Origin of the sequence: Achromobacter aegrifaciens (genome assembly GCF_902859735.1) — a bacterium.
GTDB classification, from domain to species: domain Bacteria; phylum Pseudomonadota; class Gammaproteobacteria; order Burkholderiales; family Burkholderiaceae_B; genus Achromobacter; species Achromobacter aegrifaciens.
The window spans coordinates 82483-101887 of the sequence record NZ_CADIJY010000003.1 but is presented as its reverse complement, the minus strand read 5'-3'; the positions used below and the strand labels follow the sequence as shown (position 1 = coordinate 101887).

Sequence of the window (19405 nt, the reverse complement as noted above, 5' to 3'; positions counted from 1 at the left end):
GGATTCCCGTTCCATGAACCCGGCCGCTATGCAACAAGCCAATCCGATCAAGATCGCCATCCTGGCCATGGGCGGCCAAGGCGGCGGCGTGCTGGCCGACTGGATCGTCGACATGGCCGAGCACGCCGGCTGGTGGGCCCAGACCACCTCGGTGCCAGGCGTGGCCCAGCGCACCGGCGCCACCATCTATTACCTGGAACTGCTGCCCGAAGCCGAAGTGCAACGCGCCGGCCGCCAGCCCGCGCTGGCGCTGATGCCCACCCCGGGCGACGTGGACCTTGTGGTCGCCGCCGAATTGATGGAAGGCGGGCGCGCCATCCAGCGCGGACTGGTCACGCCGGAACGCACGGTGCTGCTCACTTCGTCGCACCGCAGCTACGCGGTCAGCGAAAAATCCGCGCCCGGCAACGGTATCGCCGATCCCAACAAGGTGCTGGAAGCGGGCCGCGCCGCGGCCAAGCGCTTCCTCTGCTTCGACCTGCAAGACCTGGCCGACCGCGCCGGCAGCGTCATCAGCGCCAGCCTGTTCGGTGCGGTAGCCGGCAGCGGCGCCCTGCCGTTCTCGCGCGACGATTTCGAAGCCACGGTGCGGCGCGCCGGCCTGGGCGTGGAAGCCAGCCTGCGCGCCTTCGCGCTGGGCTACGAATCCGCCGACCAGGCGCCCGCGCAACCCGCACCCATCGACCTGGCCCGGCCGGTGCCCGCCGTGCCGGAACGCGCCGCCAGCGCCAAGGCCCAAGCCCTGCTGGACACGATCAAACGCGACTTTCCCGCCTGTGCCCAGCCCATGCTGGCCGCGGGCACGCGCCGCCAGATCGAATTCCAGGACCTGGCCTACGCCACCGAATACCTGCGCCACATGAAGGCCATCCGCGACCTGGACGCCGCCCATGGCGGCGAGGCCCGGCAATGGACGCTGACCTGTGCCGCCGCGCGCTACGTGGCCACGGCCATGGCCTACGACGACGTGATCCGTGTCGCCGACCTGAAGACCCGCGCCACGCGTTTCGACCGCGTGCGCCAGGAAGTGGGCGCGCGCCCGGACCAGCTGGTCTACACCACCGAATTCATGCATCCGCGCCTGGAGGAGATCTGCGGCACCTTGCCCGCCGGGCTGGGCCGCTGGCTCGAAAACTCCAAGTCGTTCGGCGGCTTCGTCGAACGCCGGCTGGGCCACGGCCGTCGCATGCAGAGCGGCACGCTGGGCGGTTTCCTGATGCTGTACACGCTGGCCGGCATGCGACGCTTCCGCCGCAGCACGCTGCGCCATCAGGCCGAGGCCGCCGGCCTCGCGCAATGGCTGGACCTGATCGCCCGGCTGGTCCCGCGCGACTACGCGCTGGCCGTCGAAACCGTCAATTGCCGCCGCCTGGTCAAAGGCTATAGCGACACCCACGTGCGCGGCGGCGGCAAGTACCGCCAGCTGATCGCGGCGGCAGAGCAACTGGCCGGCCGGCCCGACGCCGCCGAAACGCTGCGCTCGCTGCGAGAGACCGCGCTGGCCAACGAGAAATGCGGCCCCATGGAACGCCAGCTGGCTGAAAAGCTGGCGGCCTGAGACAAGCAAAGATAGGGACAAACGCCGTGCAGACACTGAAACTCATCGTCCGGGAAGTCCGGCAGGAATCGCCGCTGATCCGCTCGTTCCGGCTGGCGCGCGAAGACGCCGGCCCCCTGCCTGCCTTCGGACCGGGCGCGCACCTGAAGGTGACGGTGCCGGGCCTGCGCGAGCCGCGCTGCTATTCGCTGGTGCAGTTGGCGCCGGAAGCCGGCAAGTTCGCGCAGCCCGCGGAGTACCGGCTCGGCGTGCGCCTGGAGGAAACCAGCCAGGGCGGATCGCGCCACATGCATGCGCTGGCCGAGGGCGACACGCTCGATGTCGAAGGCCCGAAGAATGATTTCCCGCTGCACGAATCGCCTGCCGGCGACGAACCCGTCGTGCTGATCGCGGGCGGCATCGGCATCACGCCGGTGGCATCCATGGCCGCGGCGCTCAAGGCCGCGGGACGCGCCTTCCATCTGCATTACTGCGGCCGCAGCAAGGACCAGCTGGCCTTCCTGCCCGAACTGCAGGCCCTGGCCGGCGACGACCTGAGCCTGCACGCGGACGACGATCCGTCCTGCCGCTTCGACCTGCAGGCGCTGCTGGACGCATCCTCGCCGCGCCAGCACCTGTATGTCTGCGGCCCCAAGGGCCTGATCGACGCAGTCATCCAGGGCGCGCACGCACGCCACTGGCCCGACGCCCATATCCATTTCGAACTTTTCGCCACCGCTGCACCGCAGGCCGGCGACCAGCCCTTCGAGGTCGAGCTGCGCCAGTCGGGCCGGGTGCTGACCATCCCCGCTGACAAGACCATCATCGACGTGATGGAAGAGGAAGGCTGCGACCCGATGTACGACTGCAAGCGCGGCGAATGCGGCGTCTGCCAGGCCACCGTGCTGGAAGGCGAACCCGACCACCGCGACTACTACCTCTCGGACACCGAGAAGGCCAGCGGCAAGATCATCCAGATCTGCATCTCGCGCGCGAAATCGGCGCGCCTGGTGCTGGACCTGTAGCCCCGACGCAAGGAAGCGCCCTCATGGCCAAATACCGCGACAACCCCGACGCCATCCGCGCCCTGCTGCGCGACACCGAGGTGCACAAGGATCTGTTCATCGACCAGGAGCTGTTCGAGCTGGAGATGGAACGCCTGTACGCCAACACCTGGGTCTACGTCGGCCACGACAGCCAGGTCCCCAACCCGGGCGACTACATCACCACCACAGTGGGCAACCAGCCCGTGGTGATGGTGCGCCACAGCGACCGCTCGGTGCGGGTGCTGCACAACCGCTGCCCGCACAAGGGCACCATGGTGGCGGGTGAAGCCTGCGGCAACACCGGCAAGTTCTTCCGTTGCCCCTATCACGCCTGGACCTTCAAGACCGACGGCAGCCTGCTGTCCATCCCGCTGAAAAAGGGCTACGAGAACACCGGCCTGGAAAACTGCGAAGCCAGCCAGGGCATGGCTGCCGTGAAGGACGTGAAGAACCATCGCGGCTTCGTGTTCTGCCGCCTGAACCCCGAGGGCCAGTCCTTCGAGGATTTCTTCGGCGAATCGCTGTCCACCCTGGACAACATGGTCGACCGCTCGCCCGAGGGCCGGCTGGAAGTCGCCGGCGGCGTGCTGCGCTACATGCACCGCTGCAACTGGAAGATGCTGGTCGACAACCAGACCGACACCTGCCACCCGATGGTGGCGCATGAGTCCTCCGCAGGCACCGCCGTGAAGGTCTGGGAACAGGCGCCGGAAGGCACGCCCAAGCCCATGGCCGTCGAGTTGTTCGCCCCCTTCATCTCGCCTTACGAGTTCTTCGAGAACATGGGCATCCGCGTATGGGAGAACGGCCACGGCCATACCGGCGTGTCGGACTCCATCCATGCCTCGTACTCGGGCATTCCGGGCTACTGGGACTCCATGGTCGCGGCCTACGGCGAGGAACGCGCCAAGCAGATCCTGGGCGACGTGCGCCACAACACCGTGTACTTCCCCAACATCATGGTCAAGGGCCCGATCCAGACGCTGCGCGTCTTCAAGCCCATCGCAGCCGACCGCACGCTGGTGGAATCCTGGACCTTCCGCCTGGTGGGCGCGCCCGACCTGCTGCTGGAACGCACGCTCATGTACAACCGCCTCATCAACGCGCCGACCTCCGTGGTCGGGCACGACGACCTGGAAATGTACGAGCGCGCCCAGGACGGCCTGCAATCGCGGGCGCGGGACTGGGTCAACGTGGGCCGGCTGTACTCGCCCGACGAGGTCGGGCAAAAGAACGTCGCCACCAATGGCACCAATGAATGGCAGATGCGCAACCAGTACCGCGCATGGGGCCGCTACATGACCGGACCGGAGTCGGTATGAGCGCAAGCGACCGCGAGTTGATCGATTTTGTCTACGCCGAGGCGCGCATGCTGGACGAGCTGCGTTTCGAGGACTGGCTGAACCTGTACACCGAAGACGGCTACTACTGGATGCCGCTGGCCCATGGCCAGACCGATCCCAGGCTGCACGCCTCGCTCATGTACGAAGACAAGCTGCTGCTGCGCGTGCGCGTGGAGCGGCTGGCCGGCCAGCGCACGTTTTCGCAACAGCCCAAGAGCCGCTGCCACCACTTGCTGCAGGCGCCCACGGTGGAGCACGGCCATCCCGATGCCGCCCCCGCCGAAGGCCGCCACGTGGTACGCACCGCCTTCCATTACGTCGAGACGCGGCAGGACGCGCAGACGCTGTATGCAGGCTGGACCACCCACCACCTGGTGGAGCAGGACGGCGTCTTGCGCATCCGTCTCAAGCGCGTGGACCTCGTCAACTGCGACGCGGCCTTCGGCAATATCCAATTGTTCATGTAGGAGCGGCTTGTGAGCACCACGGTCCATCAGGCATTCCGCGACACTGCGGCCCGCTACGGCGCCCAGCCCTTCCTGTGCATCCTGCCGGAAACGGCCCAGGCCTATGGCATCGCCGCAGGCGAACTAAGCTACGCCCAGGCCGCCGAGTCCATCGAGGCCCTGCGCGCGGCCTATGCGCGCGCCGGCTACGGCCACGGCCACCGCGCCGGCCTGCTGCTGGAGAACCGCCCCGCGTTCTTCCTGCACTGGTTCGCGCTGAACGCCCTGGGCGTGTCGGTGGTGCCCATCAACCCCGATCTGCGCGCAGCGGAACTGGAATACCTGACGGGGCATTCCGAGATCGCTTTGGCCGTTGCCCTGCCCGAACGCCACGCCGACCTGCTGGCCGCGGCAGAACGCGCCGGCCGCGAACTGCGTGTGATGGGACCGGACGACACGCCGCCCGCCGCGCCCTTTGCGGCGCCGCTGGCGGGCAGCGAGCCCGATATCCTGACCGAATGCGCCCTGCTCTATACCTCCGGCACCACCGGACGGCCCAAGGGCTGCATCCTGCCCAACCGCTATTTCCTGCATGCCGGCGGTTGGTACGCGCGCATCGGCGGCTTGTGCGAACTGCGCCCTGGCCTGGAACGCATGCTGACGCCGCTGCCCCTGGTCCACATGAACGCCATGGCGTACTCGGCCATGGCCATGCTCCTGACCGGCGGCTGCCTGATTCCGCTGGACCGCTTCCATCCCAAGACCTGGTGGGACAGCGTGCGCGATTCCGGCGCGACGGTGCTGCACTACCTGGGCGTCATGCCCGCCATCCTGATGAAGGCCGAACCGTCCGCACGGGATAAGCAGCCCGCCATCCGCTTCGGCTTCGGCGCGGGCGTGGACCGCAAGCTGCACCAGCCCTTTGAAGAACGCTTCGGCTTTCCGCTGCTGGAAGCCTGGGCCATGACCGAAACTGGCGCGGGCGCCGTCATCATCGCCAACCATGAGCCGCGCCACATCGGCAGCAGCTGCTTCGGCCGCGAGGAAGAAGACGTGCTGGTGCGCATCGTCGCTGATTCCGGCTTGGAAGCCGCCGCCGGCGAACCGGGCGAATTGCTGGTGCGCCACGCCGGCGATGACCCGCGCTACGGATTCTTCGCCGGCTACCTCAAGGACCAGGACGCGACCTCCCAGGCCTGGGAGGACGGCTGGTTCCATACCGGCGACATCGTGCGCCGCGACGCCGACGGCGCGCTGCGCTTCGTGGACCGCAAGAAGAACGTCATCCGCCGCAGCGGCGAGAACATCTCCGCAGTGGAAGTCGAAAGCGTGCTGCTGCAGCACCCGCTGGTGAAGGCCGTGGCGGTCGCCGCCGTGCCCGACGCCGTGCGCGGCGACGAAGTGCTGGCCTGCGTGGTGCCCGAAAGCCTGCCGGCCGAGGGCGTCGCAATGGCCGAGGCCGCCCGCAGCATCGTGCAATGGAGCCTGGAGCAGCTGGCCTATTACAAGGCCCCCGGCTACGTCGCCTTCGTCGACAGCCTGCCGCTGACCACCACCAACAAGATCCAGCGCGGCGAAATGAAAGCTCTGGCGCCCACGCTGCCCGGCACGGCCCGCTGCGTGGACACCGGCCACATGAAGAAGCGCCAGGAGCCCGCGCGATGAACCGCCTGGGCTATGACGGCGTGGTGGCGGCCCTGCCCGTCACGATTCCGTATGAACGCTATTCCACCCATGCGGCCCACTGGTGGCTGGGACGGGCGCTGGGCGCGCTGATCCGCCAGGCCGGTATCGCCAAGACCGAGGTGGACGGCCTCTGCGTGTCCAGCTTCACCCTGGCGCCCGACACCGCCGTCGGCCTGGTGCAGCACCTGGGCATGAGCCCGCGCTGGCTGGACCACATCCCCATGGGCGGCGCCAGCGGCGTGGCCGCCTTGCGCCGCGCGGCCCGCGCCGTGCAGGCCGGCGACGCCAGCATCGTGGCCTGCGTCGCAGGCGACACCAACCACGTGGACTCGTTCCGCAACACGGTCAGCCAGTTCTCGCGCTTCGCGCAGGACGCGGTCTATCCCTATGGCGCAGGCGGCCCCAACGCCAGCTTCGCGCTGCTGACCGCCAACTACATGCGCGCGACCGGCGCCACCCGCGAGGACTTCGGCAAGCTCTGCGTGGCGCAGCGCGACAACGCCCTGCGCTATCCGCACGCGCTGATGAAGAAGCCGTTGACGCTCGCCCAGTACCTGGACGCCCGCGTCATCACCGACCCGATACACCTGTTCGATTGCGTGATGCCCTGCGCCGGCGCCGACGGCTTCCTGGTCATGAGCGAAGACCGGGCGCGCGCGCTGAACCTGCCCTACGCCCGCATCCTCTCCACCATCGAACGCCACAACGCCTGGATCGAGGACCCGATCCAGACCCGCGGCGGCTGGACCGTGGACCTGGACGAACTCTACGGCCAGGCCGGCGTCCAGCCCGGCGACATGGATTTCCTGCAGGCCTACGACGACTATCCCGTCATCAACCTGATGCAGATGGAAGACCTGGGCTTCTGCCCGAAGGGCGCGGCCCCCGACTTCGTGCGCAACAACAGCTTCACCGTGGACGGCAGCTTTCCCTTCAATACCAACGGCGGCCAGTTGTCCGTGGGCCAGGCCGGCGCCGCCGGCGGCTATCTGGGCATGGTCGAAGCGCTGCGCCAGTTGAGCGGCACGGCCGGCGGCACGCAAGTGCCCGACGCCCGCCTCGGCATGGTGAGCGGCTTCGGCATGATCAATTACGACCGCGGGCTGTGCACGGCCGCGGCCATCCTGGGGAGCCACGCATGACCGAACCCTTGGCCAAGCCGCCCCGCAAGAACCCGATCGCCCGCACCCGCCAGCCGACGCTGCCGCCGGGCTGGCGCAGCCGCAGCGCGCTTGGGCTGACCGCCGCCGCAGCCGAGGGCCGCTTCGACCTGCAGACCTGCGCCGATTGCGGCGCGGTCCAGTATCCGCCCCGCGAAGTCTGCGGCCATTGCCTGTCCGAGCATCTGCCCTGGCGGCCTGCCGATCCCAGCGGCGTGCTGCTGGTCAGCACCACCCTGCATCACAGCAACGACCTGTATTTCCGCGAACGCCTGCCCTGGCGCGTGGGCACGGTGCGCATGACTGCCGGCCCATCCGTGGTGGCGCATGTGCACCAGGACTGCGCCGACGGCGACCGCGTGCGCCTGGCGCTGAAGCTGGACCGCAGCGGCCAGGCCGTGATGATCGCCCTGCCTGAAAGGAATACGCCCAACATGGAAGACGACAAGACCCTGCGCGAAACCTCTTGCGATCCGAAGTTCCGCCGCGCGCTCGTCACCGACGGCAAGTCGGCGGTGGGCCAGGCCGTGGCGCGCGCCCTGCTGGACGCCGGCTGCCCGACCGTGTTCCTGGGCGACCCGCAAGCCTGGAAGCGCGACGCCGCCTACGCGGCCCTGGCGGCAGACCCGCGGGTGCAGGCGGTGGTGCTGGACGTGACCGATACCGATTCAGTCGAGCGCGCCGCCGCCTCCATCGGCGGCAAGGTCGAGATCCTGGTGAACACCGCCGACCTGGAACGCGAAGGCGGGCTGCTGAACCGCAAGGACGTGAACACGGCGCGCGACGCCATGGACGTGAACGTGCTGGGGCTGATGCGCCTGGCGCAGAGCTTCGGCCCGGCCCTGTGCGGACGCGCGGCGGACGGCGTGAACAGCGCCACGGCCTGGGTCAACGTGCTGTCCATCTACGCCCACATGAACCTGCCGTCGCGCGGCATGTGGTCGGCGTCCAAGGCGGCTGCGCTGTCCCTGGCGCAATGCCTGCGCGCCGAGATGCGCGGCGCGGGCGTGCGGGTGGTGAACGTGTTCCCCGGGCCGGTGGATCACGAATGGGAGCAGCGCACGCCGCCCCCGCGCGTGGCGCCTGCCGCGATCGCGGCCGCCATCGTGCGCGCGCTCAAGGACGGCATCGAGGACGTCTACGTCGGCGATGTCGCGCAGGAATTCCGCGCCCGGCTGGCGGAAAACCCCAAGGGACTGGAACGGGAGCTGGGAGCCTGACGGCCCGCCGCCCCGACAACGTACGAACCTAGAGGAACAGCACATGAGCCAAAACATTCTTGCCCAATTCATGGCCGAACTGATGTCCGGCCGCATCCGCGTGGTGGACCTGACCGAAACGCTGACGCCGGAATTCCCGACCATCGTGCTGCCGCCGGAATTCGGCCAGGCCTGGCCGTTCCGCATCGAGGAGATCTCGCGCTACGACGAGCGCGGCCCCGCCTGGTACTGGAACAACTTCTCGTGCTCCGAACACACCGGCACCCACTTTGACGCGCCGGCCCACTGGGTCACGGGCAAGGACCAGCCGGACAACACCGTCGACACCATTCCGGTGGAAGCCTTCATCGCCAGCGCCTGCGTCATCGACTGCTCGGCCGAGTCGCGCGACAACCCCGATTTCCTGCTGACCATCGACTTCGTGAAGAAATGGGAAGAGCAGCATGGCCGCATTCCCGCGCGTTCCTGGGTGCTGATGCGCACCGACTGGTCCAAGCGCGCCAAGCCCGCCGATTACCTGAACCAGCAGGAAGACGGCGCGCACTCGCCCGGCCCGGACGCTGAAGTGGTGCCCTGGCTGATCAAGGAACGCGACGTGCACGGTTTCGGCACCGAGTCGGTCGGCACCGACGCGGGCCAGGCGCAGCACCTGGATCCCCCCTATCCTTGCCACTACTACATGCATGGCAACAACCGCTACGGCCTGCAATGCATGACCAACCTGGACCAGCTGCCGCCCACCGGCGCGGTGATCTTCTCTGCGCCGCTCAAGATCCGCAGCGGCTCGGGCAGCCCGCTGCGCGTGCTGGCGCTGGCGCCCAAGGCCTGAGCAGGCCGCCCCAGAGCCGGCCTCACGACAACGACAACAGGGGGATACCCATGACGCACACCAACGTCGCCATCGTCACCGGCGGCAGCGCCGGCATCGGCGCCGAAATCTGCCGCAGCATGCTGGACGCGGGCTACGAAGTGATTTCCATGGCACGCCGTGCCGCCGACTTCAGCCACCCGCGCCTGCACAACGTGCAGGTGGACCTGCTGGACGCCGAGGCCACCGCGCAAGCGGGCGCCGAAGCCGCTGCCAGGTTCCCCATCAGCCACGTCATTCACAACGCCGGCGTCATCTGGCCCAACCTGCTGCCGCAGGTCACGCAGGAAGAACTGCACGGCCTGACCCAGATCCACCTGGGCGCGGCCATCAGCCTGGTGCAGGCCGCCCTGCCCGGCATGCAGGAGCGCAAGTTCGGCCGCATCGTGATGATGTCCTCGCGCGGCGCACTGGGCCTGCCGACCCGCACTGCCTATTCGGCCACCAAGGCCGGCATGGTGGGCATGGCGCGCACCTGGTCGCTGGAGCTGGCGCCTTATGGCATCACGGTCAACGTGGTGGCTCCCGGTCCGATCCAGACCGACATGTTCTACGAGGTGATCGAGCCCGGCAGCGAGCGCGAAAAGCAGCTGGCGGCCGGCATACCGGTCAAGCGTCTGGGGCGTTCCGACGACGTGGCGCGCGCCGTCATGTTCTTCTCGGATCCCGCCAACAGCTTCGTCACCGGCCAGACGCTGTTCGTCTGCGGCGGCGCCAGCGTCAGCTCCATCACCATCTGAACACGCGTCGCGCGAGCCCGCTTCGGGTTTTGACGGATAGGTAAGCACTGCGGACCAGGTCTACAGTGCGAGCCTGCGCACAGAAAGTTTAAGCAACAAGTATTAAAGCAAACCAAGCAAGCACAGAAGTACCCGTTTTCTCCGTTTTCCAGCCGCACCCCCACCCTGCTCCCTATCCGGAGGTTTTGCCATGCTGTCGAAGAAACTCCCCCTGGCCGCTGCCGCCGCGGTAGCCGCGCTGTTCGCCCTGCCCGCCCTGGCCCAAGTCAAGGTCGGCGTCGTCACTTCATCCACCGGCCCGACGGCCCTGGTGGGGATTCCCCAGAAGAACACCGTGCCGCTGCTGCCGAAGAAAATCGGCGACCTGACCGTGGAATACATCTCGCTGGATGACGCCAGCGATTCCACCAACTCGGTGACGGCCTTCAAGAAGCTGATCTCGGAGCAGAACGTGGACGCGCTGATCGGCCCGTCGGGCTCGCCCAACGCCATGGGCGTGATCCAGTTCGCGGCGGAAGCCGGCGTGCCGATGCTGGCGCCCGTGGGCACCGCCGCCGTCGTGCTGCCCATGAACGACCAGAAGAAGTGGGTCTTCAAGACCACGCAGAACGACGACATCATTGCGCGCGCGCTGGTCGACCACATGGCCAAGACCGGCATCAAGACTGTCGGCTTCATCGGCCTGAACGATCCCTATGGCGAGAACTGGTACAAGGTCTTCTCGGGCATGGCCGCCGAAAAGGGCATCAAGATCGCCGCCAACGAACGCTACCTGCGCTTTGACAGCTCGGTCACGGGCCAGGCGCTGAAGATCCTGGCCGCCAAGCCGGACGCCGTGCTGGTGGCCGCCCCCGGCGCCGCCAGCGTGCTGCCCCAGACCACCCTGTTCGACCAGGGCTACAAGGGCAAGTTCTACCAGACCCACGGCGCGGCCCTGCCCGACTTCCTGAAGCTGGGCGGCAAGAAGGTCGAAGGCACGGTGCTGGCCGCCAGCCTGATGCTGGTGCTGCCGGAAATGCCGGACAGCAACCCGTCCAAGAAGGTCGCTTCGGACTACATCGCCGCCTACGAAAAGCTCAACGGCTCCAAGCCCGCCACCTTTGGCGCCAACGTCTATGACGCCGGCCTGCTGCTTGAGAAGGCCGTGCCGCTGGCGGAAAAGGCCGGCAAGCCGGGCACCAAGGAGTTCCGCAACGCGCTGCGCGATGCGCTGGAACAGACCAAGGAGCTGGTTGGCACGCAAGGCGTCTACAACATGACGGCCGCCGACCACAGCGGCTTTGACGACCGCGGCCGCGAGCTCATCACCGTCAAGGACGGCGCCTGGACACTAGTGAAGTAACTCCCCCCGAAGCGCTGCGCGCTTCCCCCAGGGGGGCATGCCAGCGGACCGGCAGAGCCCGGCTCCGCAAGGTGGACTCCCCCCGAAGCGCTCCGCGCTTCCCCCCAGGGGGCATGCCTGCGGACCGGCAAAGCCGGCTCCGCGGCATCCCGAGGATGCGCAGAGTTTGCTCCGTGGGCGCGCGGATGGGGAATGAGGTGCCTGGCGTGCTTGTCTGTCTTACCCGGAATTTCGCATGAATGCTCAGATTGCCCTGATACTCGGGCAGGACGGCATCACCAACGGCGCCATCTATGCGCTGCTGGCCTTGTCCATCCTGCTGGTCTTTACCGTCACCCGCGTGCTGTTCATCCCGCAAGGCGAGTTCGTCGCGTTCGGCGCGCTCACCATGGCCGCGTTGCAGGCCGGCAAGCCGGTGCTGCTGGTGTGGCTGCTGTTTGCCTTCGCGCTGGCCGAGGTCGGCGCCGATCTGCTGGCGCGGCGCAAGCGCCCCGGGCGCAACCGCGGCGTCTGGCGCATGGCGGTCAAGGTGGCCTATCCGCTGGTGCTGGCCGCGCTGTTCTACAACCTGCCGCTGGCCCAGCTGCCGATGGCGGCGCAGGCGCTGTTGACGCTGCTGCTGCTGGTGCCGATGGGACCGCAGCTGTACCGCTTGTTCTACCAGCCCATCGCGTCGGCCTCGACGCTGGTGCTGCTGATCGTCTCCATTGCCGTGCACCTGGCGCTGGTGGGCCTGGGGCTGCTGGCCTTCGGCGCGGAAGGCGCGCGCACGGCGCCCTTCAGCGACGCCAGCCTGGCGCTGGGGCCGTTGAACGTCAACAGCCAGGCGCTGTGGGTGGTGGCGGTGTCGGCCTTGCTCATCGTCGTGCTCTACCAGTTCTTTGAACGCTCGATGTACGGCAAGGCCCTACGCGCAGCCGCCTTCAACCGGCTGGGAGCGCGGCTGATGGGCATTTCGCCGATCTTCGCCGGCAAGGCCACGTTCTTCCTGGCCGCGCTGATCGGCACGGTGTCGGGCATCCTGATTGCGCCCATCACCACCATGTACTTCGACTCCGGCTTCATGGTCAGCCTGAAGGGCTTCGTGGGCGCCATCATCGGCGGCCTGGTGAGCTATCCGCTGGCCGCGGCCGGCGCCATCCTGGTCGGCCTGATCGAAGCCTTCTCCTCGTTCTGGGCCAGCGCCTACAAAGAAATCATTGTGTTCACGCTGATCATCCCCGTGCTGCTCTGGCGTTCACTGAAAAGCCATCACGTCGAGGAAGAAGACGAATGAACCCGCGCCACATCCTCTTCGCATTCCTGGCGCTGCTGGCCCTGGCGCCGCTGGCGCTGCCACCGTTCTACGTCACCTTGCTGAACTACATCGGCCTGTACGCCATGGTGGCGCTGGGCCTGGTGCTGCTGACCGGCGTCGGCGGACTGACGAGTTTCGGGCAGGCCGCGTTCGTGGGCGTGGGCGCCTACACCACGGCGTTGCTGACCACCCGCGCGGACACGCTGCCGTCCTGGCTGGCATGGCTGGGCGCATCGCCCTGGCTGACCCTGCTGGCGGGGCTGTTGCTCACGCTGGTCATCGCTTACCTGCTGGGCGCGATCACGCTGAAGCTGTCGGGGCATTTCCTGCCACTGGGCACCATCGCCTGGGGCCTGTCGCTGTACTTCGTCTTCGGCTCGGTGGAGGGCCTGGGCGGCCACACCGGCATCCCGGACATTCCCGCCATCAACCTGTTCGGCTGGACGCTGAACCAGGGCGACAACATCTACTACCTGATCTGGGCCTTCCTGCTGGTGGCCGTATGGTCCACGCAGAACCTGCTGGATTCGCGCGAGGGCCGCGCCATCCGGGCGCTCAAGGGCGGCCGCGTGATGGCCGAATCGATGGGCGTCGATACTGCGCGCTCGCGCATGGTGATCTTCATCATCGCCGCGCTGCAGGCCTGCGCCTCGGGCTGGCTGTACGCGCACATGCAGCGCTTCGTGAACCCCAACCCCTTCGGCCTGCAGATGGGCATCGAGTACCTGTTCATGACCGTCATCGGCGGCGCGGGGCAGGTCTGGGGCGCGCTGGTCGGCGCGGGCGTCTTCACCGTGCTCAAGCAATGGCTGCAGGACTGGATGCCCAAACTGCTGGGCCAGACCGGCAACTTCGAGGTGATCGTATTCGGCTTCGGCATGGTGCTGCTGCTGCACCGCGCCCGCAGCGGCCTGTGGCCGGTGCTGACGCGCTGCGTGCCGGTGAAGAAGCAACAGCGCAAGCTGGACATGAACGCCGAGCCGCTGCCGCGCAAGCCCATGCCGCCGCGCGGCGAGGTGGTGCTCAAGGCCGTGGACGTGACCCGCAAGTTCGGCGGCCTGGTCGCCAACAACGCCATGAACCTGGAAATCCGCGCCGGCGAAATCCTGGCGCTGATCGGGCCCAACGGCGCGGGCAAGAGCACCATGTTCAACCAGATCTCGGGCGTGGACACGCCGACTTCCGGCACGGTGACGCTGCTGGGCCATTCCGTGGCCGGCGTCGGCGCGCGCCGCATCGCGCGGCTGGGCCTGTCGCGCACCTTCCAGCACGTGCGCCTGCTGGGCCGCATGAGCGTGCTGGAGAACGTGGCCATCGGCGCCCATCTGCGCGGCCATCGCGGCGTGCTGCCGGCCGCCTGGCGGCTGGACCGCGCCGAGGAAGCGCGCCTGCTGGCCGAAGCCGCCCGCCAGGTCGAGCGTGTGGGCCTGGGCAAGCATCTGCACGACGAGGCCGGCTCGCTGGCCCTGGGACAGCAGCGCATCCTGGAAATCGCCCGCGCGCTGGCGTCCGACCCCTGCATCCTGCTGCTGGACGAGCCCGCCGCCGGCCTGCGCTACCAGGAAAAATGCGAGTTGGCCGAATTGCTGAAGAAGCTGCGCGCCGAAGGCATGGCCATCCTGCTGGTGGAGCACGACATGGACTTCGTGATGGGCTTGGTGGACCGCGTGGTGGTCATGGACTTCGGCGAAAAGATCGCCGAAGGCCTCCCCGCCGAGATCCAGAACAACCCCGCGGTGCTTGAAGCCTATCTGGGCGGAGTGGAATGATGAGCGCGAAACTGCTGGAAGTGCGCGACCTGCGCGTGGCCTACGACAAGGTCGAGGCCGTCTCGGGCGTCAGCCTGGAAGTAGGCGAAGGCCAGATCGTGACCGTGATCGGCCCCAACGGCGCCGGCAAGACCACCTTGCTGTCTGCCATCATGGGCGTGCTGCCGTCCAGCGGCCGGATCGTCTTTGGCGGCAAGGTCCAGGAGCATGCCGAGATCGAGGAAATGGTGGCGGCAGGCATGAACCTGGTGCCTGAGAAGCGCGAGCTGTTCGCCGAGATGACGGTGGAAGACAATCTGATGCTGGGCGCGTTCCACCGCTTCCGCAGCGGCCTGCGCGACCAGGACCAGACGCTGGCCGAGGTCTATGAACTGTTTCCGCGCTTGAAGGAGCGCCGCGCCCAGCTGTCCGGCACGCTATCCGGCGGCGAACGCCAGATGCTGGCGGTGGGCCGCGCGCTGATGGCCAAGCCCAAGCTCCTGATGCTGGACGAGCCCAGCCTGGGCCTGGCGCCGCGCATCGTGCGCGAAGTGTTCCGCATCGTCACGCGCTTGCGCGAGATGGGCGTGTCCATCCTGCTGATCGAACAGAACGCCCGCGCCGCGCTGCAGGTGGCGGACTATGCCTATGTGCTGGAAACAGGCGCCGTCACGCTGGAAGGCCCGGCCGCCCAGGTGGCGGAAGACCCGCGCGTGGTCGAGGTGTATCTGGGACTGGGGCACGGAGCCCCTGCCTCAACGCCCGCCTGAAACGCCGGCAGAAGCCTGCCAAGGGCCTGCCAGCTTGGCAGGCTTCAGGCCACGCCGCGGCGTCTGTCGCGGCGGTACATGGCATAGCCCAGCGGCCACAGGGCCGCGACCATGAACTTCGCCATGGGATTGGTCAGCTTGTAGGCTTGCACCGCCGTCGGCACGCCGGAATGCTTCAGATGCAGCCGAAAGCGCGTGTAGCGGATCGCGGCCATGATGAATTCGCGCGGCCGGTAGCGGAAGAATTCCAGGTGATGCTGCAACACGTCCCAGGCCAGCAGGTACAGGCCTTGGGCATTGTTGCCCACGGAAACCGCGCCCTGGCTCAGGCCGCCGGGCGTGTCGTGGTAAGTCCGCACCACGCGGTTGATGAAGCGGCTGAGATACCCCGCCCGCGCAATCGCCCACCACACCAGGCTTTCGGGCACAAAGCCCGCGACATCCTCGGGGAAGGGGTACTTCCTGAGAATGTCGGTGCGCATACAGCCGAATTTCTCGCCTTTGATGCGATAGCGGAAATAGACATCCACCGCCGTGCTGTCGAACACGTCCTGCGGATAGCGGTCGCCGACGATGCTGCCATCGGGACGCGCACACAGGCCCGTCACGGCCACGTAGGATTCGCGCCGCGCCGGCGGAATGCTGTCCCAGGCCTCCTTGAATGTGGCCAGGGCATCGGGCGGCATTTCGTCGTCGCTGTCCAGCGCGACGATGAGTTCGCCGCGCGCCTCGCGCACGCCACGGTTGAAGGCGGTTTTCTTGTGGCGGTTGTTCTGCCAGAAATAACGGATGGGAAAATCGGCGCGCGCCTGCCAGTCCAGGATCGATTCGTGGGTGTTGTCGGTGGAACCGTCGTCCACCACGACCCATTCGAAATCCCGGAAAGTCTGCCGGGAAAGGGATTCATATACCCGGTGCAGCGTGCCCGCCCGATTGTAGGTGGGCGTTAAAACAGTGAATAAAGTTGGTGTGTCGGTCATGCCCACTGAGCCCCTTTGCGATGCGTCGAGCAAGCGCTGCGGTCTTGGTTTTGGTGTTTTCGCCTGAAGTTTAGGGGATATGCTCGCGCGTACCGGCCCCGTCGGCCTCAAATTTGCAATCAAATCTGACAAAAACTGCAATTCGCGGGACTTCGCGAAGCCGTAGTTGCCTTGGGACGCACTCCGTAGTGGCGTACACTCGGGCGGCCAAAACCGGAATGCCTATGGAAGCTTCGACCGTCCAGCTCAATGACATCGCCTTGTTCGTGGAGGTTGCCAAGCGCAAGAGCTTCAGCCTGGCGGCGCGCGCGCTGAACATGCCGACCTCGACTTTATCGCGCCGCATCAACGAGTTGGAGCGCGCCATCGGCCTGCGGTTGATCAACCGCAACACGCGCCGCCTCGACCTCACCGAAGCCGGCGCGGCCTATATGCGGCGCTGCCAGGGCCTGATCGACGAAGCCAGGTTGGCGCACGAGCAGCTGCAATCCCTGTCTGGCGGTCCGTCCGGCAACCTCCGGGTATCCATGCCCTACAGCCTGGCGATCTGGCTGTTGCCAGAAACCATCAATGATTTCACCGACCGCTATCCGGAAGTGGAATGCGAGTTCGACCTGAGCATGATGACGGCCTCCGACGCGCAAGGCACGCCGTTCGACATCGTGCTGCGCTTTGGCAGCAATGCGGATTACCCGCTGGCGTCGGCCAGCGCCGCCGATCTGAATGGCAACCGGGGCATGCACAGCGGGGCGGTCGTGCAGGAGCTGGTCTCCCTGAACAACTACCTGTATGCCTCCGACCGCTACCTGGAACGCTACGGCGAGCCCAAGACGCCGGCGGATCTCACCCAGCACCAGTGCCTGCGCACCACCATCGACGAGGCGCATTCGCACTGGACGCTGCGCCGCGGCGCGGTCAGCGAACGCGTGCCGGTCAGCGGCCACCTGGCGGCCAACAACATGAGCATCGCGGGCACCCTGGCGGGCCTGGATCTGGCGATCACGCGCATGCCGCATTGCCTGGCGCTGGAGCCCATCATCAAGCGCAATTCGCTCAAGCGGGTGCTGCCAGGTTGGTCGGTGGATCCGATCTCGATCTACGTGGTGTATCCGTCCAGCATCCAGCCGGCCAAGACCCGGGCCTTCATGGACTTCATCCGGCCCAAGCTCGGTCCGCCCCAGGACAAGAAATAGGCTGGTCCCCGCAGGACAAAAAAAACCGCTCGGCGCACCGAGCGGTTTTTTTGATCTGGCCGAGCCTGGGCTACGGCCGGACGCGTCACTTAGACGCGCTTGATCTTTTCCAGCATCTTGAAAACGCCCTTGGGCGACGTGACGAACAAGCGCTTGAAAGCCTTGCCCAGGCAACGACGTTCCAGGGTGTTGCGACGCACGCGTTTGCGTTCAGCCATGTTGATTCTCCTGTTGAATTTGCGGAAATGTTGCCCGCACAACCGGAAACTGGGCTGGCGGAAAATTCGGGTAACTTGGCATTTTAGCCTGAAATGCCCTGACGGCGCCAGCGACGGAAAAATGCGGCGTTTCCGCCACGTTCGCGCCTGACGCAATCAAAATGCGGGACGGAACGCCGCCCCAGTCAGCCTGAATAGGCGCCCGCACCCGTCCACGCCCCTCCTGCAATCAGCCGGAAAGGCTCTTCAGCCGCTCCAGCACCTGTTCCTTGCGCGGCAGCGGATCCACCGCGCCATAGCCCAGCGTGGACAAGGCCGCCGCGGCATTGGCGTAACGCACGGCGTCTTCCCAGGAGTCTCCCAGGCAACGGCGCGCCAACAGGCTGCCGGCGAAGCAGTCGCCCGCGCCGGTCGCGTCCACCGCATCCACGCGCAAGGCGGCCACGGGTACGCGGCGCTGGCCGTCGTCAATGATGGAGCCGTCCTTGCCCAGCTTCAGCACCACCACGCCGGTGGCGCCGGCATCGCGGATCCAGTCCAGCGTGCGTTCCGGATCGTCGTTGCCAGTGAGATGCTGCATATCGTCCATGCTGGGCAGGAACAGGTCGGCCGTGCGCATGGTTTCGCGCAGCACGGCGCGGGCGCGGTCCACCGGCCACAGGCGCAGCCGCAAGTTCGAATCCAGGCTGACCTGGACGCCGGCCGCGTGCGCGCGCTCGATGGCGGCGAACACGGTGTCGCAGGCGCTGGTGCTGATCGCCAGGCTGATGCCCGACACGTGCAGGTAGCGGGCGCGTTCGATCAGGCCCGAGTCCAGGCTGGCCGGCGTCATCAGGCTGGCGGCCGAGCCGCGGCGCAGGTAACTGAAGGCATGGCCGTCGGGGCCGTGCTGAACGAAGTACAAGCCGGTGTGAGCCTGCTCATCCACCTGCACGCCTGACGTATCCACGCCCTCGGTCTGCCACAAGTCCAGGAACTGCTGGCCAAAGGCGTCGTTGCCGACACGCGTCAGATAGGCGCAGCTTGCGCCCTGCCGCGCGGCTGCGATGACGGCGTTGGAGGTGTCGCCGCCAAAGCCCTGCAGATACTGGCGCTGGTCCTGATGCGTCTGGTTCAGTTCGACCAGCGGCTCGCCCAACGCGACGATATCGAAATCAGCCATGGGCGGCCTCCCGGGTGCGAACGATCTGCGCCACCAGCGCGGCGGTGTCGCGGGCAGCGAAGGCCGCCTTGTCATAGAGATTGCTGCCGATGCCGACGATGGCGGCGCCGGCAGCGAAGTACGAGCCCATGTTGTCCTGGGTGACGCCGCCCGTGGGGCAGAAAATGGTATCCGGATACACCGACTTGAGCGCGGCCAGGTGCTTGGGGCCGCCGGTGTCTGCGGGGAATATCTTCACCACGTCCACGCCCGCGCGGCGCGCCGCCAGCACTTCGGTGGGGGTAAAGGCGCCCAGCAGGCAGAGCGCGTCGGCCGCATGCGCCAGGTCGACGATGTCGGTGGCCAGCGCCGGCGACACGAGGAAGTCCGCGCCCGCGACCAAGGCCTCGCGCGCGTGGTGCTCGTCCAGCACCGTGCCCACGCCCAGCAGCAGCGCGCTGCCGTGCTTGTCGCGCAGCGCCCGCAGCAGGTCGGTGACGCCGGGGATGGTCCAGGTCAGTTCCAGCGTGGTGCAGCCGGCGGCCACCGCGACTTCGGCCGCATAGGCGGCGGTGGCGGCGTCCGTGTAGCGCAGCACGGGGACGACCCGGGAGGCCAGGAGGGTGGAGAGCTTGGAGGCAAGAGGGGCAGCGGTTGCGGTCATGGCATT

Annotated in this window: 18 protein-coding genes; 14 read left to right on the top strand and 4 right to left on the bottom strand. The window is 67.3% G+C overall.

Features of this window, described 5'->3' with window-relative positions; translation table 11 throughout:
- Window positions 1-13 precede the first annotated feature (13 nt).
- The 13 genes from HV766_RS10435 to HV766_RS10375 all read left to right on the top strand — a co-directional run bounded on the left by HV766_RS10435 (window position 14) and on the right by HV766_RS10375 (window position 15203).
- Complete coding sequence (locus HV766_RS10435; protein ID WP_175181122.1) at window positions 14-1558, top strand: indolepyruvate oxidoreductase subunit beta family protein; 1545 nt, start codon at window positions 14-16, stop codon at window positions 1556-1558.
- Window positions 1559-1584: 26 nt separating this feature from the next.
- Entirely contained in the window at window positions 1585-2562 is a 978-nt protein-coding gene (locus HV766_RS10430) for a PDR/VanB family oxidoreductase (protein ID WP_054457387.1), read from the top strand.
- A 23-nt stretch (window positions 2563-2585) separates the two neighbouring features.
- Window positions 2586-3905: an aromatic ring-hydroxylating dioxygenase subunit alpha gene (locus tag HV766_RS10425; RefSeq protein WP_054457389.1), complete on the top strand. Its 1320-nt coding sequence runs from the start codon at window positions 2586-2588 to the stop codon at window positions 3903-3905.
- Window positions 3902-4393: an aromatic-ring-hydroxylating dioxygenase subunit beta gene (locus HV766_RS10420; RefSeq protein ID WP_175181121.1), complete on the top strand. Its 492-nt coding sequence runs from the start codon at window positions 3902-3904 to the stop codon at window positions 4391-4393. The genes HV766_RS10425 and HV766_RS10420 overlap by 4 nt, the downstream gene beginning before the upstream one ends.
- Window positions 4394-4402: 9 nt before the next feature.
- Complete coding sequence (locus tag HV766_RS10415) at window positions 4403-6037, top strand: AMP-binding protein (protein WP_175181120.1); 1635 nt, start codon at window positions 4403-4405, stop codon at window positions 6035-6037.
- Complete coding sequence (locus HV766_RS10410) at window positions 6034-7200, top strand: thiolase family protein (RefSeq protein ID WP_175181119.1); 1167 nt, start codon at window positions 6034-6036, stop codon at window positions 7198-7200. The genes HV766_RS10415 and HV766_RS10410 overlap by 4 nt, the downstream gene beginning before the upstream one ends.
- Window positions 7197-8438, top strand: coding sequence for an SDR family NAD(P)-dependent oxidoreductase (locus HV766_RS10405; protein ID WP_175181118.1), 1242 nt, complete (start codon window positions 7197-7199; stop codon window positions 8436-8438). The genes HV766_RS10410 and HV766_RS10405 overlap by 4 nt, the downstream gene beginning before the upstream one ends.
- A 43-nt stretch (window positions 8439-8481) precedes the next feature.
- On the top strand, window positions 8482-9267 hold the full coding sequence (locus HV766_RS10400; protein WP_054457398.1) for a cyclase family protein: 786 nt from the start codon (window positions 8482-8484) through the stop codon (window positions 9265-9267).
- Between the two features lie 50 nt (window positions 9268-9317).
- Complete coding sequence (locus HV766_RS10395; RefSeq protein WP_059371593.1) at window positions 9318-10046, top strand: SDR family NAD(P)-dependent oxidoreductase; 729 nt, start codon at window positions 9318-9320, stop codon at window positions 10044-10046.
- 190 nt (window positions 10047-10236) lie between these two features.
- Complete coding sequence (locus HV766_RS10390; protein WP_054457402.1) at window positions 10237-11388, top strand: ABC transporter substrate-binding protein; 1152 nt, start codon at window positions 10237-10239, stop codon at window positions 11386-11388.
- Window positions 11389-11623: 235 nt separating this feature from the next.
- Window positions 11624-12664 carry a branched-chain amino acid ABC transporter permease gene (locus tag HV766_RS10385; protein WP_119449705.1) on the top strand — a complete coding sequence of 347 codons (1041 nt, stop codon included), beginning with the start codon at window positions 11624-11626 and terminating at the stop codon, window positions 12662-12664.
- Entirely contained in the window at window positions 12661-14454 is a 1794-nt protein-coding gene (locus HV766_RS10380; RefSeq protein WP_054457407.1) for a branched-chain amino acid ABC transporter ATP-binding protein/permease, read from the top strand. The genes HV766_RS10385 and HV766_RS10380 overlap by 4 nt, the downstream gene beginning before the upstream one ends.
- Window positions 14454-15203, top strand: a complete 750-nt coding sequence (locus HV766_RS10375) for an ABC transporter ATP-binding protein (protein WP_054457408.1) — start codon at window positions 14454-14456, stop codon at window positions 15201-15203. The genes HV766_RS10380 and HV766_RS10375 overlap by 1 nt, the downstream gene beginning before the upstream one ends.
- A 44-nt stretch (window positions 15204-15247) precedes the next feature.
- Here the strand turns inward: HV766_RS10375 and HV766_RS10370 are convergent, their stop codons facing one another.
- Window positions 15248-16183, bottom strand: a complete 936-nt coding sequence (locus HV766_RS10370; RefSeq protein ID WP_054457409.1) for a glycosyltransferase family 2 protein — start codon at window positions 16181-16183, stop codon at window positions 15248-15250.
- 224 nt (window positions 16184-16407) lie between these two features.
- Here HV766_RS10370 and HV766_RS10365 point away from each other — a divergent pair, with 224 nt between their 5' ends.
- Window positions 16408-17376 (top strand): LysR family transcriptional regulator, encoded by a 969-nt coding sequence (locus tag HV766_RS10365; protein WP_119449706.1) that lies wholly within the window; start codon window positions 16408-16410, stop codon window positions 17374-17376.
- Between the two features lie 89 nt (window positions 17377-17465).
- Here the strand turns inward: HV766_RS10365 and HV766_RS30300 are convergent, their stop codons facing one another.
- The 3 genes from HV766_RS30300 to HV766_RS10355 all read right to left on the bottom strand — a co-directional run bounded on the left by HV766_RS30300 (window position 17466) and on the right by HV766_RS10355 (window position 19399).
- Window positions 17466-17594 (bottom strand): hypothetical protein, encoded by a 129-nt coding sequence (locus HV766_RS30300; RefSeq protein ID WP_255423380.1) that lies wholly within the window; start codon window positions 17592-17594, stop codon window positions 17466-17468.
- A gap of 229 nt (window positions 17595-17823) precedes the next feature.
- Entirely contained in the window at window positions 17824-18756 is a 933-nt protein-coding gene (locus tag HV766_RS10360) for a sugar kinase (protein WP_175181117.1), read from the bottom strand.
- Entirely contained in the window at window positions 18749-19399 is a 651-nt protein-coding gene (locus HV766_RS10355) for a bifunctional 4-hydroxy-2-oxoglutarate aldolase/2-dehydro-3-deoxy-phosphogluconate aldolase (RefSeq protein ID WP_175181116.1), read from the bottom strand. Before HV766_RS10355 ends, HV766_RS10360 begins: the two co-directional genes overlap by 8 nt.
- Window positions 19400-19405 lie beyond the last annotated feature (6 nt).

What these genes read in the sequence shown, in the direction of transcription:
- HV766_RS10435 (WP_175181122.1), top strand. Translation starts at nt 14, where the DNA reads ATGAACCCGGCCGCTATGCAACAAGCCAATCCGATCAAGATCGCCATC.
- HV766_RS10425 (WP_054457389.1), top strand. Translation starts at nt 2,586, where the DNA reads ATGGCCAAATACCGCGACAACCCCGACGCCATCCGCGCCCTGCTGCGC.
- HV766_RS10420 (WP_175181121.1), top strand. Translation starts at nt 3,902, where the DNA reads ATGAGCGCAAGCGACCGCGAGTTGATCGATTTTGTCTACGCCGAGGCG.
- HV766_RS10410 (WP_175181119.1), top strand. Translation starts at nt 6,034, where the DNA reads ATGAACCGCCTGGGCTATGACGGCGTGGTGGCGGCCCTGCCCGTCACG.
- HV766_RS10405 (WP_175181118.1), top strand. Translation starts at nt 7,197, where the DNA reads ATGACCGAACCCTTGGCCAAGCCGCCCCGCAAGAACCCGATCGCCCGC.
- HV766_RS10400 (WP_054457398.1), top strand. Translation starts at nt 8,482, where the DNA reads ATGAGCCAAAACATTCTTGCCCAATTCATGGCCGAACTGATGTCCGGC.
- HV766_RS10395 (WP_059371593.1), top strand. Translation starts at nt 9,318, where the DNA reads ATGACGCACACCAACGTCGCCATCGTCACCGGCGGCAGCGCCGGCATC.
- HV766_RS10390 (WP_054457402.1), top strand. Translation starts at nt 10,237, where the DNA reads ATGCTGTCGAAGAAACTCCCCCTGGCCGCTGCCGCCGCGGTAGCCGCG.
- HV766_RS10385 (WP_119449705.1), top strand. Translation starts at nt 11,624, where the DNA reads ATGAATGCTCAGATTGCCCTGATACTCGGGCAGGACGGCATCACCAAC.
- HV766_RS10380 (WP_054457407.1), top strand. Translation starts at nt 12,661, where the DNA reads ATGAACCCGCGCCACATCCTCTTCGCATTCCTGGCGCTGCTGGCCCTG.
- HV766_RS10375 (WP_054457408.1), top strand. Translation starts at nt 14,454, where the DNA reads ATGAGCGCGAAACTGCTGGAAGTGCGCGACCTGCGCGTGGCCTACGAC.
- HV766_RS10370 (WP_054457409.1), bottom strand. Translation starts at nt 16,183, where the DNA reads ATGACCGACACACCAACTTTATTCACTGTTTTAACGCCCACCTACAAT.
- HV766_RS10365 (WP_119449706.1), top strand. Translation starts at nt 16,408, where the DNA reads ATGGAAGCTTCGACCGTCCAGCTCAATGACATCGCCTTGTTCGTGGAG.
- HV766_RS30300 (WP_255423380.1), bottom strand. Translation starts at nt 17,594, where the DNA reads ATGGCTGAACGCAAACGCGTGCGTCGCAACACCCTGGAACGTCGTTGC.
- HV766_RS10360 (WP_175181117.1), bottom strand. Translation starts at nt 18,756, where the DNA reads ATGGCTGATTTCGATATCGTCGCGTTGGGCGAGCCGCTGGTCGAACTG.
- HV766_RS10355 (WP_175181116.1), bottom strand. Translation starts at nt 19,399, where the DNA reads ATGACCGCAACCGCTGCCCCTCTTGCCTCCAAGCTCTCCACCCTCCTG.